The sequence below is a fragment of the Sphingomonas aerophila genome (assembly GCF_014199305.1).
Classification (GTDB): domain Bacteria; phylum Pseudomonadota; class Alphaproteobacteria; order Sphingomonadales; family Sphingomonadaceae; genus Sphingomonas; species Sphingomonas aerophila.
Genome location: NZ_JACIJK010000007.1, coordinates 216,541 through 232,711, shown reverse-complemented (window position 1 = coordinate 232,711; position 16,171 = coordinate 216,541). Strand labels below are relative to the sequence as shown.

Genomic DNA, 16,171 nt, shown 5'->3' with positions numbered 1-16,171 from the left:
CGTCTATTGCCCCCTCAGCGTCGCGACGAGCCGCGACAGCCCCACGCCATTCGATCCCTTGACCAGTACCGCGTCGCCCGGCGACAGCACGCCGCCCAGGGCGCCGATCGCACTCGCGGTGTCGGGCACATGAACGACGTTAACCGTTTGCTCAAGGGCTTGGGCTAGCGGCCCCATCGCTTCGCCGACCAGCAAGGCCGCTTCAACGCGTGCAGCCGCCAGCGCTGGGGCAAGCTCGGCATGGTAGCGGGCCGAGTGCTCTCCTAATTCCCGCATTTCACCCAGCACGGCGACGTGCCGCCCCGGCTCGTTAGCCAGCACCGCCAGCGTCGCCCGCATGGAGGCGGGATTGGCGTTGTAGCTTTCATCGATGACCAGCGCCTCGCCGCCGCCATCAGGCAGCGGCGCCGTGAAACGTGCGCCCCGCCCGGGAAGCCCGCCAAGGTCCGCCAATGCCAGCCCGGCCAGCCCCAGATCGGCACCAATCGCGTCAACGGCGGCCAGCACGGCAAGCGCGTTTGACACCCAGTGCGCGCCGGGCTGCGCCAGGGTGAAGCTCAGCTCGCGCGCGGTCGCGGGGTCGCTCCCGAACCGCGCCGTGACGAAGCTTGCGCCGGTCGGCAACCGCACCGCCTCGATTGCACGCACATCGGCACCAGCGCTGCTGCCAAAGGTCACGATCCGTGCCGCATACGGCTTCGCCGCCGCGATCAACCGGTCGCGATGCGGGCTGTCGAAGGGCACGATCGCGGTACCGCCCGGCTCCAGCCCTTGAAAGATCTCGCCCTTCGCATCCGCGATCGCGCTTTCGTCCGGGAAGAACTCGGTGTGGGCAGGCGCGATGGCGGTGACCAGTGCTACATGCGGACGAACTATACGGGTCAGGTGCGCGAGTTCGCCCGGATGGTTCATCCCCATCTCGAACACGCCAGCCCGCGTGTCGCGCGGCATCCGCGCCAGGCTCAACGGCACGCCGGTATGGTTGTTGTAGCTCTTGACCGAACGGTGCACCTCGCCCGGCATAGACCGGTCCAGGCAAGCCCACAGCGCTTCCTTGGCGCTGGTCTTGCCGACCGAGCCGGTGACGCCGATCACTCGCGCAGCCGTTCGCGCGCGGCTGGCGCGGCCCAGGTCCTCGAGCGCGGCAAAGGTGTCGGCAACGCGCACGTGCGGCCCGCCTGCGTCCCGGCTGACCAGGGCACCCGCCGCGCCTTGGGCATAGGCGCCTTCAAGAAACCGATGCCCGTCGGTATGCTCGCCGGTCAGGGCGATAAACAGGTCGCCCGCACCAACCTCCCGGCTGTCAAAAGCGACGCCGTCGACCGCGAACTCTTCGTTGGCCGTGCCGCCAGTCGCGTCGGCGATCTCGGCGGCGGTCCACACGCTGCTCACCCGCCGAACTTGAGGCTCAGTCGCTTGCGCTCGGTGCCTCCGCTACCCGCAGGCTGCGCGTCGCTGGGCGGTGAGCCCGCTTCCGTGCGCTTGGCCGTCATCTTTGCCCGGATCCGATCGTTACGAACACTCTGCATCACGCTGCACTCTCCCGTGCCACGGTTACGTCGTCAAATGGCAGAACCAGGTCACCCACGACCTGTCCTTGCTCGTGCCCCTTGCCCGCGATCAGGACGATGTCCTCCGCACCGGCTTCCTGCACCGCCGCTGCAATCGCCTCGCGACGATCGCCGATCTCACGCGCGCCAGGGGCACCGCGCAGGATGGCGGCGCGGATGGTGGCGGGATGCTCGGTTCGCGGGTTGTCGTCGGTGACGATCACCACGTCGGCCTGGGTATTCGCGACCTGCCCCATGGTCTCACGCTTGCCAGCATCGCGGTCACCGCCCGCGCCGAACACGACCACCAGGCGTCCGCCCGCATGGGGCTTCAGCGCCGCGATCGCCGCCTCCAGCGCATCGGGCGTATGAGCATAATCGACGTAAACCGGCGCGCCGCTGCGCGCGATGGCGGCGCGCTCCAGTCGGCCGGGCACGGGCTGCAGCCGGGAAAGATTGGCGATCGTGCCCGCGACATCTCCGCCCGTCGCAATGACCAGCCCGGCAGCGACCAGCGCGTTGGCGGCCTGATATCCGCCGATCAGCGGCAGGCGAACCTGGTGGGTCGCCCCATCCGCCTCGATCACCAGCCCTTGCCCCAGCAGGGTCGGCGTACGATCCACCAGTCGCAGCGTCCCGCCCCGCGTTCCAACCGTCACCAGCTTGTTGCCGCGAGCCCGGGCAAGGTCGATGACCCGCCCCGCCTCCACATCGTCGGCCCACACCACCGCCGTACCGTCGGGCGACAGCACTTCGGAAAACAGGCGCAGCTTGGCGGTAAGGTACGCGCCCATGTCGCCATGATAGTCGAGGTGGTCGCGGCCGAGATTGGTGAAGGCCGCTGCGGCGACGGGCAGCCCCTCCGTCCGGTACTGCGTCAGGCCATGGCTCGACGCCTCGAACGCCAGGTGCGTTACGCCTTCGCGCGCAAGGCCGGCGACGTTGGACAGAAACGTCACCACGTCCGGCGTGGTCAGGCCGGTATAAACACGGTCGTCCGCCGTAGTGACGCCAAGCGTGCCGATGGACGCGGCATGGTGTCCCGCCATCCGCCACAGCTGGCGCGTCATCTCCACGGTGGAGGTCTTGCCGTTTGTCCCGGTCACCGCCACCGCAACCTCGGGGAATGGCGCAAAGAACTGCGCGGCAAGCGCGGCAAAGCGCTCCCGAGGGTTGTCGTCGGATACGTGGACTGCACCCTCGACCCGGGCACCGGGCGCCGCCACGACCGCTACCGCGCCGGATCGCACCGCGTCCTCGATGAACTCCTCGCCATTGAAGCGCGCGCCGCGAAACGCGCCGAACACGGTGCCCGGCGCGACCTTGCGATGATCGATCGCAAAGCCGGTCACCGCAGCATCGTCCGACCCGCCGATCAATTGGCTCAGCTTCATGCGACCGCCCTCAATTCGCGTCCGCCTGTTTCTCGCCCGGCGCCGTCCACAGCAGCGGCAACAGGTCCGATTCGTCGATGTCGCGGGTCGCGTCGGGGATCACGCCCAGCATAGCGCCGACCCGGCTGACCACCCGGCCAACGACGGGCGCCGCGTTCCAGGCCGCTGTCTTCCAGCCGCCGGTTTCCTTCGTGCCCTTCGGGGAGTCGAGCATGGACAGGACCACGTAGCGCGGATTGTCGATCGGGAATGTCGCCACGAACGTCGCCATGTTGCGCGACCGGTCATAGCCGCCAGCAGCCGGGATTTCGCCGGTGCCTGTCTTGCCTGCCACGCGATAGCCGGGCGCCTCACCCTTGCGACCCGTGCCCTTCAGCACGATCAGTCGCAGCATCTGGCGCATGCGATAGCTGGTTGACTCGCTGATCACGCGGCGGCCCGGCGGCACGGGGTGGCCCGGCCCCACCTTCAGCAGCGTGGACGGGCGCCACGTCCCGCCATTGACCAGCGCGGCATAGGCGGCGGCAAGCTGAAGCGGAGTGATCGCGATGCCATGACCATAGGCGGTGGTCATAGTGGTCGTGCGCGCCCAATAGGTCGGCCAAAGCGGCCGGCCCTTTTCGCGCAGCTCGATGTCGGGCTTGGTGTCCAGCCCCAGGCGTCGGAACATCGCCTGCAGGCGCTGCGGCCCCAGTTCGTCCGCGATCCGCGCAGTCGCGATGTTCGACGAATAGATCAGCGTTTCGGGCATGTTGAGCCAGCGCTTGGGATCACCCGCCTCGTCATGAATGGTGAAACGGCCGACGTGCAGCGGCTTTGTTGCGTCGAACCGGCGGCTGATGTCTTTCACCACACCGGATTCCAGCGCGGTCGCGACCGTGATCGGCTTGAACGTGGAGCCAAGCTCATACACGCTCTGCACAGTGTTGTTGCGCAGCTGCTCGCTGCCCGACATGCCGACCCGATTGGGGTTGAACACCGGCAGCGACACCATGGAGATGACCTCTCCCGTGTTGACGTCGAGCACGAGGCCCGCAGCGCCGCGCGCGGAGAAAGTCGTCATGGCGCGGCTGAGCTCCGACTCCATCGCGGCCTGCACCCGCGTGTCCAGCGACAACTGGATGGGCTTGCCCGCCCGCGCAGGGCTCAACAACTCGGCATCGAGAACGCGCTCCATGCCGCTCATTCCGTGCCCGTCGGTCGACAAGAAGCCGAGCGCATGGGCAGCGAGGGAGGATTGCGGGTAGAGCCGCTGGGTCTGGCGGCCGAATTCGATCGCGGGCTCACCGATCGCGTTGACCTGTTCCACCAGCGCCGGGCTTGCACGCTGTTGCAGCCACACGAAGCTGGTGTCCCGGCGCAGCTGCCGCTCAAACCAGGCTTGGTCGCCTTTCTCGGGCATCAGGGCGGCAAGCTTGGCCGCGATATCAGCAGGGTCGCCCACCAGCTTGCGCGGATGCACCGCGATCGTCCACGCGTCGATCGTCCGCGCCAGGGGCGCACCGTTACGGTCGGTCAGGTCGCCGCGCGCCGCCAGCGTTGCGACGCGCGCCGCTGCATCGGCTGGTCCCGCGAACATCGCCAGCATCGCCAGTCGCCCGATCACCACCAGCACCGCCGCCGCGAACAGGGCGAGCAGCATCATCAGCCGCATGTGGCTGGTCGCCACCAATTGGTGGCGCTGGCCGGCGCTGCGCCGGCCATTGACGGGACAGGCGACGAGTACGGTCAACGCCGGCGACCTGCCTCGGCACGCGCGCCGCTCAGGATGTCTCCCAGCGTCGTGTCGGACAACAGCTTGCGATCCAGCATGGCAACCGCTTCCGGACGCACCTTGGCGACGGCCGCGACGGCGCGTTCTGCATTGACCTTGCGGGCAAGCCCCGGGGTGGAGCGCGGCGCAACCGGCTCAAGCGCCCGCAGGCGAGGCGCGCGCAGCACGGCGGCGGCCGTCATGCGCGGCGCCGGCGTCAACGCCGCCATCTGGACGGGAGCGGGGGCGGAGGTGGCAGGATGCGGCACGGCGGGCAGGTCGGGATTGGGCGTGGGGATGGCGGGCAGGCCCACAGGCGCGCTCGGCACCACCAGCGAGGCGGTCTGGATCATGGCGCCGTTGCCGCTGGTCACATCCATGGAAGCGAGCTGCGCTTCATCCGACACATACTGCCCCGCAATGGGCGCCGCGAGTGCCAGCGTGTCGCCATTCCAGCGCTCCAGCTGGGCAAGGTTGGCGCGCGTGTCGAACTCGGTTTCCAGCGCGCGGATGTCGCGCTGGGCCGTCAGGATCTGGGCGTTCATCCGATCCAGCTTCTTGCGCTCGGCAGCCACCTGCAGCGACACAAGGTAGAAGCCGAGCACGATCGCGACGCAACTCGCGAACCAGCCGAGCCCCTTTAACCGATACGCCGCAATCATGATGCCACCTCCTCCGTCCCAACCGGTTGATCCCAGGCGGCCGCCGCCGTCCGCCATGCCGTCCGTAATGTCGCCGAGCGCGCCCGCGGATTGCGGGCGAGTTCCGCCTCGCCCGCCCGAACCGCGCGCCCGACCTTTTCGAAACTGGGCGCCCGCGCATCGGTAGCGGCGGGCAGATGACGCGAGCCTGAAGGGGCAGCGCCCGATCGGTCGCGCAGGAAACGCTTCACCATGCGGTCTTCCAGGCTGTGAAAGGTCACCACCGCCAGCCGCCCGCCGGGGCGCAGCGCGCGCTCCGCCGCCATCAGGCCATCGGCCAACTCACCGAGCTCGCGGTTGATATGGATGCGGATCGCTTGAAACGCCCGAGTCGCCGGGTCCTTCTTGTCGTGCGGGCGATGCCCCAGCGCGCGGCGCACTACCGCGGCGAGTTCCCCCGTGCGGGTCAGCGGCCGGGCGGCCACGATAGCGCGGGCGACGCGGCGCGACTGCCGCTCCTCGCCATATTGGAACAGCACGTCCGCGATCTCTTCCTCGTCGGCCGTATTGACAAAGTCGGCCGCCGAGGGCCCGTCCTGGCTCATCCGCATGTCGAGCGGGCCGTCACCCTGGAAGGAGAAGCCGCGCTCTGCCTGGTCGAGCTGCATCGAGGACACGCCGATGTCGAACACCACGCCATCAACGGGGGAAACGCCAATCCGCTCCAACTCGCTGTCAAGTCGGGAAAAAGCAGAAGGGATAATCGACAGCGCGCCGGGAAATTCGGCCACCATCCCCGCCCCGTCCCGCTGCGCGTCGGGATCGCGGTCAAAGGCGTAGATCCTGATGCCCCGGTCCAGCAGCGCGCGCGAATAACCGCCCGCGCCAAAGGTCGCGTCGACCATCACCTCGCCCGGGGCGGGGGCGAGCGCAGTGACGACCTCGTCGAGCAGCACTGGGATGTGGGCGGGGCCGGCGGTCACAGCTGCACGCCCTTTTCCGCCATGTAGAAGCGGATCATTTTCTTTACGGTCTTGTCCAGCTTCTCGTCGGCGAGGGCAGTGGCCGGGTCCCAGATCTCGATCCGGTTGTTCATGCCGAAGAAGAAGGCGTGCTGGCCGATATTCGCGTGAAAGCGCGGAAATGCCGGCATGATGAAGCGGCCCGACCCGTCGAACGGCACGGCCTCACCGGCCATGGCGCGGCGCTGGATGTTGTAGTCGTAGCTGCCGTCGGCGGCCGTGTGCGCGGCTTCATGGGCGTCAAGCAGAGCCGCCTTCACTTCCACATAGGCAGGGTCGTACGCCACCAGGCACTCCTGCTCCTCATGCGGACCAATGATGATGGTGCCGCCATCCTTGCCATCGGGGCGCGGCGCGTTGGCGGCCAGCGTCGTGCGAAGCGTATTGGGAATCGCGACCCGGCCCTTGTCATCGACAAGCCCGATCCCGTGTCCCTGATATCGCCCCCTGGATGCCACTTACGCCCTCATACGCGGCGCAAAGTCCCGCTGCTCCGGGAAGCGGCCTTCACCGCTCCTCGGTTCGATCAAACACGAACAGTGGACTTGCCCCCAATGTTGCCATGATCGGTAACATGGGTGACCTGGGGAGACAACGGGATTTTCGGGGAAAGAACGGGATCGGAGGCGTTAGTCAGGTACCTCGGGCATCAACTGTGGCGCGGACGCGACAGATCGCGCCTTCGTGGCTGCACACGAAAGCTGGCGATTTCGGCTCATTCCCGGATTTCCCCGGCCGATCAGCGTGGAGCTGGTGATACGGTATTGGTTGTGCTGGCCGACACGCCAAGGTCGGCCAACGGCTCGCTAGACGCATCCACCGCATTGTCGATGGCCATGTTGGCAACCACGTCGGGCTGGGACGCCCCGACCGCCGCGACCGGTCGCTCGCGGTTCACCGCGCGCATGATCACGCTGGCAAGGCCGATCAGCAACAGCACGGCCGCAAGGCCGACAAGGCCCACCTTGGCTCGTTGCAGGCTTTGGGATGTTTCGCGCGCAGTCTTCATTGCAGGCCACCGAGCATAGCGAGTCGCTCGCCCGATGTCGATTCGCGCAACTTTCCAGGTATCAGTTCAGTCCTTTTTCGGCTCGCCAATCCGGATTATGCAGGGTGGATAAGTAGCGGAAACCGGTGTCGCACAGGATCGTCGCCACCCGGCTGCCCGGCCCCAGCTCGCGCGCCAGCCGCACTGCACCCTCGACGTTGATGCCGGACGACAACCCCAGGCACAGCCCTTCCTCGTCGAGCAGACGCTGCACCCAGTGCCAGCCTTCCTCGTCGCTGATCCGGTATTGGGTATCGATCGGCGCGCCTTCCAGGTTGGCGGTGATGCGCCCCTGCCCGATCCCCTCCGCGACCGACGAACCCTCGGCGCGCAGTTCGCCGCAAGCGTAGTAATCGTACAGCGCGGCCCCGTGCGGATCGCTGAGCGCGATACGGATATTCTCGTCCTTGGCCTTCAGGCCCAGCCCCACGCCGGCCAACGTGCCGCCCGTTCCGACCGCACAGGTGAAGCCGTCGATCCGCCCATCCATCTGGGTCCAGATCTCTTCCGCGGTGCCGGTGATGTGGGCGCGGCGGTTCGCGACATTGTCAAACTGGTTCGCCCAGATCGCATTATCGCGCTCCTCGGCCAGGCGGCGGCTGGTGTGCACGAAGTGGCACGGGCTGGAATAGGGCGCGGCGGGCACCAGGACCAGCTCGGCGCCGAGCGCGCGCAGCGTGTCCATCTTCTCGCGGCTTTGCGTTTCGGGCATCACGATCACCGTGCGATAACCCTTGGCATTCGCCACCAGCGCCAGGCCGATACCCGTGTTGCCCGCGGTGCCCTCGACAATGGTGCCGCCAGGCCGCAGCACGCCGCGCGCCTCCGCATCCTCGACGATCCCCAGCGCGGCGCGGTCCTTCACCGACGCGCCCGGGTTCGTGAATTCGCACTTGCCGTAAATCTCTGCCCCGGCCGCCTCGCTTGGCCCTTTCAGCCGGACCAGCGGGGTGTTGCCGATAAGTGATAAAGTGTCAGGAACGGTCGCCATCAGCCGTAAATGGCGGTCGACTCGGTCAGGGGCAAGCGATCAAAGCTTGCAATCGCCCAAGCGCGCCCAACGACGCTGGACGGTGTGGACTAGGCCCCGTGCCGCAATGCTTCGGCTGCCCCGATCAGCGCCGCGTGCTGCAATTCCCCATAGCAGCGCGGCACCGTGCCCAGCACCCGGGCATATTTGCCCGCCCCAACAAAGGCGGCCTGCAGGTCCGGCCGGCGCAGGATGGGGCGTATCGCGCCGGCCAGCCCGCCGGTCACTACCACGCCGTCCCATGCGCCAAAGGTAACCACCAGGTTGCCGATCTGCGACCAGAATGCCTCGGCCAACACCTCGCACGCACGCCGGGCCATCGGATCAACCGTCATCGATCGGGTAATGTCTTCGGGCGTCCGGGCGCGCACCATGCCCCCGCCCTGCCGGACCAGGAGTTCATAGATGGCCTGCAAACCGGGTGCGGACACGATGTCTTCGGCCAACACCGGATGACGACCCGGGAACAGGTCCGCCGCCAGCTTGGCGAGCGCAGCTGATCCGGCAACAAAGCCACCATGCCCCGCTTCGGTCGGCATAACGCTTACCTGCCCTGCCGGACTGTGGTTAAACACTGCGACGCCCAGGCCGGACGTGATACCAGCCACCAGGTAGCAGCCAGGCTGCCGAACGGCGACGGGGGCGCCGGCAAAGCTTTCCAGCGGCCGAACATCGGCGCCGTACATTGCCCAGGCCTCTGCGGCGAAGTCGTTCAGGATCAGCGGCGCTTCGCCCAGCATCGCCTGAAGCCCGGAGCGCGACAGGAACCAGCGTGTTCGGGTGATGGAGATCGCGTCACCCCGCGCCAACCCCGCGACCGCGATCGCCGAACGCGCCGGCAAGGCCGGAATGGACAGGTCGCGCTGGAACGTGGTGAGGGCGCCGGAAACACCAATGGTTTCCTCGGCGCTGTAGCTGCGAATGGTGTCGGGACGCAGCCCCCCGCCCCCGTCCGCCAACGCCAGCTGCACCCGCTTGCGTCCGATCGTCCCCAGCACGGCAGCCCCCGCCGCCGCTTCCACGCTATGCATCCTCATCCGCCCCTTTTCCGGTTTTCGCGACGGTAATAGATATAGATTAGGAAACCTCTACCGGCCGCAGACGTACAAAGCGTGCGCCCAATCATGCCAGTCCCACCCGATCAGTTCATCAAGTCCTGCCTGCCACCCGTGGTCGATGCGAAGACGCGTTTGCTGGTGCTGGGCAGCTTGCCGGGTGACCGGTCACTTGCGGCCAGCCGTTATTATGCTCACCCGCGTAACCAGTTCTGGCAGTTGATCGGCGCTGCGACCGGCCGAGACCTGGCAGCCCTCGATTATCCGGACAGGCTTGTTGCCTTGCTCGATCGCGGCGTCGGGCTGTGGGACGTGATCGCCAGCGCGGAACGGGCGGGGAGCGCGGATGCCGCCATCCGCGACGCCCACGTCAACGATCTGCCCGCGCTCGCCCGCAGCCTGCCTCTTCTTGCCGCCATCGCGTTCAACGGGGGCACCGCCGCGCGAACCGGGGAGCGTGCAATGGCCGGGGTCCTGCCCGCGGTGGAGCGGGTTGCGCTTCCGTCGTCCAGCCCGCTTCATGCGATCGGGCTGGATCGAAAGCTTCCTGCCTGGCGCACGCTCGACCGCTTTCTCGTCTGAAGTTGTTCCTGTATTGTTCGCGCGATCATGAGTCGCGTCCTCGACCTTCCGCCGCGCCCGCTACGTTGGCTCTTCCTGGATCTGAACAGCTATTTTGCCAGCGTGGAGCAGCAGCTCCAGCCTTCGTTGCGGGGGCGGCCGGTGATCGTGGCGCCGGTTGGCAGCGACACCACCGTCGCCATTGCCGCGTCGGTGGAGGCGAAGCGCTATGGCATCAAGACCGGGACGCCCGTCTGGGAAGCCAAGCAGCGTTGCCGCGAGTTGGTCGTCACCCCGGCACGACACGACCGCTACGTCCAATTCCATGATGCGATCGTTGCGGAGATCGAGCGACACATTCCGGTGACCCGGGTCTGCTCGATTGATGAGGTTGCCTGCCGCTTGCTCGACAACGAGAACGCCCGCGAGGACGCGATCGCGCTCGCGACACGGATCAAGGCGGGGATCCGCGCCAATGTCGGCGACTGCCTGACCTCCTCGGTCGGCATCGCACCCAACCGGCTGCTGGCCAAGCTCGCGTCAGACCTCAAGAAACCCGACGGGCTGGTGGTGTTCGAAGGGCACGAACTACCCCAGGCGCTGTTCGGGGTTGCCCTGCGGGAGATCGTCGGGATCGGCCCCGCCACCGAACGCCGCCTGTCGCGCGACGGGATCAACGATGTCGCGGGATTGTGCGCGCGCACTCCGCGTGCCGCTGGCGGCGCCTGGGGTGGACGCGATGGCGACCGGCTATGGTTCCTGCTCCATGGCATCGACCTGCCTGACAAGGCGACCCAAAGCCGCACGGTCGGGCACAGCCATGTTCTGTCGCCCGGTCGCCGGGGGCCGGAGCCCGTTCGGCTAACCGCGCGACGCCTGGCGCTGAAAGCCGCCAGCCGGCTGCGGCGCAAGGGCTACCGCGCCCGCCTGCTCGTACTCCACGCCAAGTTCGAGGACAGCAAGGACCGCTGGCAATGCTCCGCGCGCCTGCCCGCGACGCAGGACAGCTTCACCGTGCTCGGCCATCTCGATCGCCTCTTCCCGCAATTGCGCGAGGCGGGCCGGGTGAGGCCAGGCGGATTTCGGATGCGTATGGTGGGCGTCACCCTCGCGGAGATTGAAGCTGCGGAATCTGAACAAGGCTCCCTGTTCGCGCTGTTGCCGCCCGATGACCCGCTGGCCCGCGAAACGCGCGGGTTTGCGCTGAGCCACGCAATGGACCGCATCAACGAACGCTGGGGGCGCAACGCGGTCAGCGTCGGACCGTTGAACGGCGGACGCCTCGATCGGATCGGGACCAAGATCGCGTTTGGCCGTATCCCAGAGGCAAGTGAGTTCCACGAGTGATTGTTACGACTAACAATCGCTTGACGCATTTTGCTGCATGCGCGAAGCCCGCGTACGTTATGAAGAGCCCCCTCCTCCTCACCACCGCCGTCGCGCTTCTGGCGCTGTCTGCTTGCTCCAAGCCGCAGCCTGAAGTTGTCACTTCCAACCCCGATCCGATGGCGACCACCCTCGCCAACGCTGCGCCCGTTGAGCTGCCGCCAGCGATCAAGGCCGACAAGACGATGCGCTGCAAGGACAACAGCCTTGCCTATGTCACCTTCTTCCAGGGCGACAAGCAGGCGCTGGTACGGACGGAAAAGGCCGGGTCCCCGACCCGCCTGACCGCGGCCAACGCCGGCGACCCGCTGACCGCAGAGGGCGGCTGGAAGCTGACCGGCACCCCGACCAGCATCACCCTGACCGCTCCGGGCAAGGGTACCCAGACCTGCAAGGCGTAAGCCGCCTTTATAGTTGAAGCATTCGGGCCGGCGGCATTGAACCGCCGGCCTTTTTCTTTGTCGGCAGAGCTATGACCCCGGCTATTCAGTCGGTCGCCCGCCCGGATTCCAGCGCGGCTGAAAGCGATTGCTCGCCAGCCAGCGAATGGGCGACAGCAGCGATTCGATTGCGCGCACCATGAAGGCGTCGTCGACCCGCTCGGGGGTGTCCTGCGGCGTATGATAGGTCGGCGGCGCGCCCCAGCCTGACACGGTGTGCGCAACCACGCCCTTCAGCGCGAGCGCGTAATTGTCCGAGCGGCGGAAATAGTTCTCCTCCGGGTACGGATCCGCATCGACCAGCGCGCCATGCGCTCGCAGCGACGGACCCAGGTTCGATCGCTCAAACCCCGTCATCATCAGCCGGTCGTTGCCGAACTTCTCGACGCGGTTGCCGATCATCTCGAACTCGATGTTCGCAATGATCCGCTCGAGCGGAACCGGCGGATGTTCGCCGAACCAGCGCGCGCCAAAGCCGCCCCGCTCTTCGGAACCATAGCCGACGAACAACACGCCGCGCCGCGGCCGCTTGCCCGTCGCCAGCACCCGCGCAATCTCCAGCAGCGCGACGGTGCCCGATGCATCGTCATTCGCACCCGGCCACACGGTACCATCGGGCGCGACACCCAGATGGTCGAGATGCGCGGACAACAGGATCACCCCCGCCTTTGGGTCGGTGCCGGGCAGATACCCCACCGCATTGGTGGTTTGGGTCCGCTCCAGCGCGAACGGGACCGACAGCACCGCGCGAACGCCATCCCGCCTCAGCATGGCGATTGCTTCCGGCCCCGCGCTGACGGTGGCGGTGCGGCCGACGGGCGCGTCATCGGCGAAGGCAGCGGGCATGCGCGGCCGACCGCCCGATGATTGCACGAGGCGGCGAGTACGCTCACTTTCGGGCAGCACGATCAGGCTCGCACCCGCGGCGGTTGCGGCCTTTCCGATCGTTGCCTGAGGCGTGGCGGGGTCGGACACGACCAGCACGTCCGCCTTGCCGGCTTGCTTGGTCGCGCCCAGCACCATGACCTTGCCGCCCCACACCCCGCCGGCCCCCGACAGCAGAGTGACCCCGGGCGCCTTCGCCCCACCCACCAGCAGTTCGGGCGTCCCGCCCCAGGTCTGGCGAAGCACGGGCGCGGTCTGGAGATAGCTGCCCATGCCGGGCGCGTGGACCAGGCCAACGGCTTCGAACTGCGCCGCGACATAGGCCGCCGCAGTCGCCTCGTCAGTGGTGGCACTGCCGCGCCCGCGCAATTGCGGTCCGGCAAGGAAAGCCAGGTCGGCATGGACCCGCTCCGCACTCACCCGCCCCCGCGCCGGCGCGGCCATGGCGGGCACCTCGCCGACCGTCATCGCCAGCATTGCGGCAATCGCCATCCCCGAACCGATCCGCTGGCGCATATGAAGCTTGTTCCTCCCGTGCTCGTCACTGGGTTCGTGCCGGATGCCGGGTCGCTTGTCACCCGGTGAACGCATCCACGCCGCTAGGCTCTTGCCTCGGGCGCCTTGGCGCGCAACACACGGCTCGGCATGACCGCTCTCGATCCGCAGCTCGTGCTTGGGGCCTATGCCGTCGGGGTATTCCCGATGGCCGACAGCCGCGACGCCGACAGCGTATATTGGGTGGAGCCACGCACCCGTGCCGTCATGCCGCTTGACGGTTTTCACCTGTCACGTTCGCTGCGGAAGGTGATCGTCAGCGACCGGTTCCGCGTCACCGCCGATCGCGCCTTTCGCGAAGTGCTGACCCTGTGCGCCGAAAGCGCCGACGACCGGCCCGAAACCTGGATCAACACCGGCATCGAGCAGGTGTTCGTACGGCTGCACGAGATGGGGTTCGCGCATTCGATCGAATGTTGGGATGGCGATCGGCTGGCGGGCGGGCTCTATGGCCTGGCGCTCGGCCGCGCGTTCTTTGGCGAGTCGATGGTCAGCCGCGCCAGCAATGCGTCCAAGGTGGCGCTGGCCGGGCTCGTCGCGCGATTGCGCGCCGGCGGTTTCACCCTGCTCGACTGCCAATTCCAGACCAGCCATCTCGCCAGCCTTGGTGCCGTCGAGATCAGCCGCGAAAACTATGTGGTACTGTTGTCGGAAGCGCTCTCGGGCGTGGTCGGCACCTCCGCCGCCTCAGGCTCGCGCGATGCCCCTGGCGACTTCTTCGCGCTGGACCGTGGGGTCGGGCCGGACAGCGTGGTGGTATCCGGGCCGGTGTCGGGCCAGGTCATCGCGCAGCTCTTGACCCAGACGTCATAGACCGGATGCTGGACGACGTTCAGCGCGGGCCGTTCCTTGAACAGCCAGCCTGAGAAATAACGCCGCCAATGCTTGTCCGCGCCCCGCACGTCGAGCTGGGCAAAGGCGCCAGTCAACTGGTCGGCCTCCCAGGGCGCTGTTTTCTCGCACGCGCGCAGCCGCACGATCGCGTCGCCGATGCGAATCGCGCCGCCCGGCTTCAGCGTCAGGTCGCGGCTGACACCGTTGCGCTTGTTAAGCAGCCCCAGCACCGCCACCCGCTCACCCATCGGGGTGCCCCCGGTCGGCAGCGGCATGTTGGCCGTATCCACCGTTTCGATCGTCTCGGCTATATCGCCCCGGCGCTGAGCGTCGGGAACCAGAACCGTGTCCGACGGCTCGACCACTCCCGCTTGCCGGCGCTGCCATGCGCCCCAGCCAAACCACCCGGCAACCACCAGCGCCGCAGCGAGCACCGCCGCCGCAACCCAGCGCCGGGCCGTCACGCCGACAGTCCGGCTGTCACGCGTCCGGCGTCCACGCTTCGTAGTCGCCGGTCGCAGCAGCACGGTGCCCGCCCTTTTCCAGCGCGCCGGGCGGGCGATAAGCGAGGGACGTGCCGGTCAGGTTCGGCACCGCCGGCTTTTGCCACTGGCGCCGCGGCGGCAATGCGCGATCGGGCGTATCGTCGATCTGGTGCATCAGCCAGGCGAACCATTCAGGCGGCACGCGGCTGGCATCGTTCGCCCCCGAATAAATCACCCAGCGGCGTACCCGGCCGGCGGTGTCCTTGCCGCCTTCCCAGTACACATTGCCAAGCTCGTCCTCGCCGACCTTGGTCTTGCCGCGCAGGCCGTACAGAACGGTGCCCCACGACGCGCCGTTCCACCAGGTGAAGGGGTTGAGGTTGATGCCCATGCGCCTGCGCTTACCCGCGCGACGGGCCGCCTTCAACCGATATGCGCGGGTGCGGGCGTCCGGTCAGGACGAAAGCTTGGGAAGCGTGACCTTGTCGCCCTCGCTCAGCCCCAGCACTGCGGCCTGGCCGCCGACCAGTTCCAGCACAGCCGCGACGGGTTCGCCCGAGGGAACCTGCTCTTCGGAATAGGGCACCGTGTTCTCGGCAATCCGCGCGATCGTTCCGTCCGCCCGAATGAAGATGATGTCGAGCGAGGTGGGCGTGTTCTTCATCCAAAAATTCGCCGGCCGCGGCGGGCCGCCCGTGGCCGGGTATGGGTAGAACAACATGCCCTGCCCAGGCTTCAGGTCGGTGCGGAACATCAACCCGCGCTCCTGTTGAGCCGGGGTGCGAGCAAGCTCCACCTTGAGCGTGCGTGCGCCGCCCACCCCCGTCAGCGTCACTGGCGCAAGGCCGCTCTGCACCGCCGCGTCCTGGCCGGGATCGGAACGGGCGCAACCGGCCAGCGCCAGCGCCAGCGCGAACAGGACGGACGAGGCGCGGATCACGCCGCCTCTCCCCCGTCGACCTGCACTGCCAGCGGCCCCTTGCGGCCGACCACGATGCGCGCGCGCAGCGGCTGGTCCGGCTCAACCCCGGCAAATCCGGCGCGGCGCAGCGTTTCCATGTGCACGAAGACGTCGCTGCCGTCGCTGCCGCGCACGAGGAAGCCATAGCCTTTCAGGCGGTTGAACCACTTCACCAGCACCGGCTCGAACGGCCCGGCTTCCTCGATCAATTCGGCAGGGTTCACCCGGTCGTCATCGCGACGTGGACGGGCCACGGGTTCCTCGACGGCCAGCGACAGGTCGATCGAGAGGATCTCACGGGCCTGGTAACCGCGACCGCGCCGCACCGCGCGCGTTTCCACCCGGGCCCCTTCGGGCAGGCTGCGCCGGCCGTGTGGCTGAAGTACCGAGAAATGCACCAGAATGTCGCCCAACGACGGGTCATCGGCGACCGCGAAGCCAAAGCCGCGCGTGCCGTCGAACCATTTGATTGTGCCGTCCGCCGCGATCGGCTCGCCAACCCCGTGGTCGACGTCGCCAAACCGGTCGTCATGCGTGTCGTCGCGCATCAACCCCGTGCCCCTGATGCACC

General features: G+C 67.7%; 17 protein-coding genes and 1 pseudogene. 4 read left to right on the top strand and 14 right to left on the bottom strand.

Annotated features, from left to right (window positions below):
- Positions 1-3 precede the first annotated feature (3 nt).
- The 9 genes from FHS94_RS12710 to FHS94_RS12670 all read right to left on the bottom strand — a co-directional run bounded on the left by FHS94_RS12710 (position 4) and on the right by FHS94_RS12670 (position 9,475).
- Positions 4-1,392 carry a UDP-N-acetylmuramoyl-tripeptide--D-alanyl-D-alanine ligase gene (locus FHS94_RS12710; protein ID WP_184058387.1) on the bottom strand — a complete coding sequence of 463 codons (1,389 nt, stop codon included), beginning with the start codon at positions 1,390-1,392 and terminating at the stop codon, positions 4-6.
- 136 nt (positions 1,393-1,528) lie between these two features.
- A complete protein-coding gene (locus FHS94_RS12705; protein ID WP_184058385.1) occupies positions 1,529-2,944 on the bottom strand; it encodes a UDP-N-acetylmuramoyl-L-alanyl-D-glutamate--2,6-diaminopimelate ligase in 1,416 nt (471 codons plus the stop codon).
- 10 nt (positions 2,945-2,954) lie between these two features.
- Entirely contained in the window at positions 2,955-4,676 is a 1,722-nt protein-coding gene (locus tag FHS94_RS12700; protein ID WP_184058383.1) for a peptidoglycan D,D-transpeptidase FtsI family protein, read from the bottom strand.
- Positions 4,673-5,359, bottom strand: a complete 687-nt coding sequence (locus FHS94_RS12695; protein ID WP_184058381.1) for a hypothetical protein — start codon at positions 5,357-5,359, stop codon at positions 4,673-4,675. The genes FHS94_RS12700 and FHS94_RS12695 overlap by 4 nt, the downstream gene beginning before the upstream one ends.
- Positions 5,356-6,321, bottom strand: a complete 966-nt coding sequence (gene rsmH / locus FHS94_RS12690) for a 16S rRNA (cytosine(1402)-N(4))-methyltransferase RsmH (protein ID WP_343055278.1) — start codon at positions 6,319-6,321, stop codon at positions 5,356-5,358. The genes FHS94_RS12695 and rsmH overlap by 4 nt, the downstream gene beginning before the upstream one ends.
- Entirely contained in the window at positions 6,318-6,818 is a 501-nt protein-coding gene (locus tag FHS94_RS12685) for a division/cell wall cluster transcriptional repressor MraZ (RefSeq protein ID WP_184058379.1), read from the bottom strand. The genes rsmH and FHS94_RS12685 overlap by 4 nt, the downstream gene beginning before the upstream one ends.
- 281 nt (positions 6,819-7,099) lie before the next feature.
- Positions 7,100-7,369 carry a hypothetical protein gene (locus FHS94_RS12680; protein ID WP_246348600.1) on the bottom strand — a complete coding sequence of 90 codons (270 nt, stop codon included), beginning with the start codon at positions 7,367-7,369 and terminating at the stop codon, positions 7,100-7,102.
- Positions 7,370-7,430: 61 nt separating this feature from the next.
- Positions 7,431-8,399, bottom strand: a complete 969-nt coding sequence (locus tag FHS94_RS12675) for a cysteine synthase A (RefSeq protein ID WP_184058377.1) — start codon at positions 8,397-8,399, stop codon at positions 7,431-7,433.
- An 89-nt stretch (positions 8,400-8,488) separates the two neighbouring features.
- Positions 8,489-9,475, bottom strand: coding sequence for a glucokinase (locus tag FHS94_RS12670; RefSeq protein WP_184058375.1), 987 nt, complete (start codon positions 9,473-9,475; stop codon positions 8,489-8,491).
- An 87-nt stretch (positions 9,476-9,562) separates the two neighbouring features.
- Between FHS94_RS12670 and FHS94_RS12665 the strand changes: the two genes are divergently transcribed.
- Genes FHS94_RS12665 through FHS94_RS12655 form a run of 3 tightly spaced genes read left to right on the top strand, consistent with a single transcriptional unit; the run spans position 9,563 to position 11,841 of the window.
- Positions 9,563-10,075: a DNA-deoxyinosine glycosylase gene (locus tag FHS94_RS12665; RefSeq protein ID WP_184058373.1), complete on the top strand. Its 513-nt coding sequence runs from the start codon at positions 9,563-9,565 to the stop codon at positions 10,073-10,075.
- Positions 10,076-10,102: 27 nt separating this feature from the next.
- A complete protein-coding gene (locus FHS94_RS12660; protein ID WP_184058371.1) occupies positions 10,103-11,401 on the top strand; it encodes a DNA polymerase Y family protein in 1,299 nt (432 codons plus the stop codon).
- A 59-nt stretch (positions 11,402-11,460) separates the two neighbouring features.
- Positions 11,461-11,841, top strand: coding sequence for a hypothetical protein (locus FHS94_RS12655; RefSeq protein ID WP_184058369.1), 381 nt, complete (start codon positions 11,461-11,463; stop codon positions 11,839-11,841).
- An 81-nt stretch (positions 11,842-11,922) separates the two neighbouring features.
- On the opposite strand, the gene FHS94_RS12650 is transcribed toward FHS94_RS12655, so the two are convergent.
- Positions 11,923-13,281: a M28 family metallopeptidase gene (locus tag FHS94_RS12650; RefSeq protein ID WP_246348599.1), complete on the bottom strand. Its 1,359-nt coding sequence runs from the start codon at positions 13,279-13,281 to the stop codon at positions 11,923-11,925.
- 129 nt (positions 13,282-13,410) lie between these two features.
- On the opposite strand from FHS94_RS12650, the gene aat reads away from it, so the two are divergent.
- The gene (gene aat, locus FHS94_RS12645) at positions 13,411-14,133 is read left to right on the top strand and encodes a leucyl/phenylalanyl-tRNA--protein transferase (protein WP_184058367.1); all 723 of its coding nucleotides are present in this window, start codon (positions 13,411-13,413) and stop codon (positions 14,131-14,133) included.
- 35 nt (positions 14,134-14,168) lie between these two features.
- Here the strand turns inward: aat and FHS94_RS12640 are convergent.
- The 4 genes and pseudogenes from FHS94_RS12640 to FHS94_RS12625 form a co-directional block, all read right to left on the bottom strand.
- Positions 14,169-14,402: pseudogene (locus tag FHS94_RS12640) on the bottom strand (DUF2155 domain-containing protein); the annotation flags it as partial.
- Between the two features lie 232 nt (positions 14,403-14,634).
- Complete coding sequence (locus FHS94_RS12635; RefSeq protein WP_184058365.1) at positions 14,635-15,030, bottom strand: NADH:ubiquinone oxidoreductase subunit NDUFA12; 396 nt, start codon at positions 15,028-15,030, stop codon at positions 14,635-14,637.
- Between the two features lie 63 nt (positions 15,031-15,093).
- Entirely contained in the window at positions 15,094-15,579 is a 486-nt protein-coding gene (locus FHS94_RS12630; protein ID WP_184058363.1) for a DUF192 domain-containing protein, read from the bottom strand.
- Entirely contained in the window at positions 15,576-16,148 is a 573-nt protein-coding gene (locus tag FHS94_RS12625) for a cold-shock protein (RefSeq protein ID WP_184058361.1), read from the bottom strand. The genes FHS94_RS12630 and FHS94_RS12625 overlap by 4 nt, the downstream gene beginning before the upstream one ends.
- Between the last annotated feature and the right edge of the window lie 23 nt (positions 16,149-16,171).

Coding starts and splice junctions, on each gene's coding strand:
- FHS94_RS12705 (WP_184058385.1), bottom strand. CDS start 2,944: ATGAAGCTGAGCCAATTGATCGGCGGGTCGGACGATGCTGCGGTGACC.
- FHS94_RS12695 (WP_184058381.1), bottom strand. CDS start 5,359: ATGATTGCGGCGTATCGGTTAAAGGGGCTCGGCTGGTTCGCGAGTTGC.
- FHS94_RS12680 (WP_246348600.1), bottom strand. CDS start 7,369: ATGAAGACTGCGCGCGAAACATCCCAAAGCCTGCAACGAGCCAAGGTG.
- FHS94_RS12675 (WP_184058377.1), bottom strand. CDS start 8,399: ATGGCGACCGTTCCTGACACTTTATCACTTATCGGCAACACCCCGCTG.
- FHS94_RS12670 (WP_184058375.1), bottom strand. CDS start 9,475: ATGAGGATGCATAGCGTGGAAGCGGCGGCGGGGGCTGCCGTGCTGGGG.
- FHS94_RS12665 (WP_184058373.1), top strand. CDS start 9,563: ATGCCAGTCCCACCCGATCAGTTCATCAAGTCCTGCCTGCCACCCGTG.
- FHS94_RS12660 (WP_184058371.1), top strand. CDS start 10,103: ATGAGTCGCGTCCTCGACCTTCCGCCGCGCCCGCTACGTTGGCTCTTC.
- FHS94_RS12655 (WP_184058369.1), top strand. CDS start 11,461: ATGAAGAGCCCCCTCCTCCTCACCACCGCCGTCGCGCTTCTGGCGCTG.
- FHS94_RS12650 (WP_246348599.1), bottom strand. CDS start 13,281: ATGCGCCAGCGGATCGGTTCGGGGATGGCGATTGCCGCAATGCTGGCG.
- aat (WP_184058367.1), top strand. CDS start 13,411: ATGACCGCTCTCGATCCGCAGCTCGTGCTTGGGGCCTATGCCGTCGGG.
- FHS94_RS12635 (WP_184058365.1), bottom strand. CDS start 15,030: ATGGGCATCAACCTCAACCCCTTCACCTGGTGGAACGGCGCGTCGTGG.
- FHS94_RS12625 (WP_184058361.1), bottom strand. CDS start 16,148: ATGCGCGACGACACGCATGACGACCGGTTTGGCGACGTCGACCACGGG.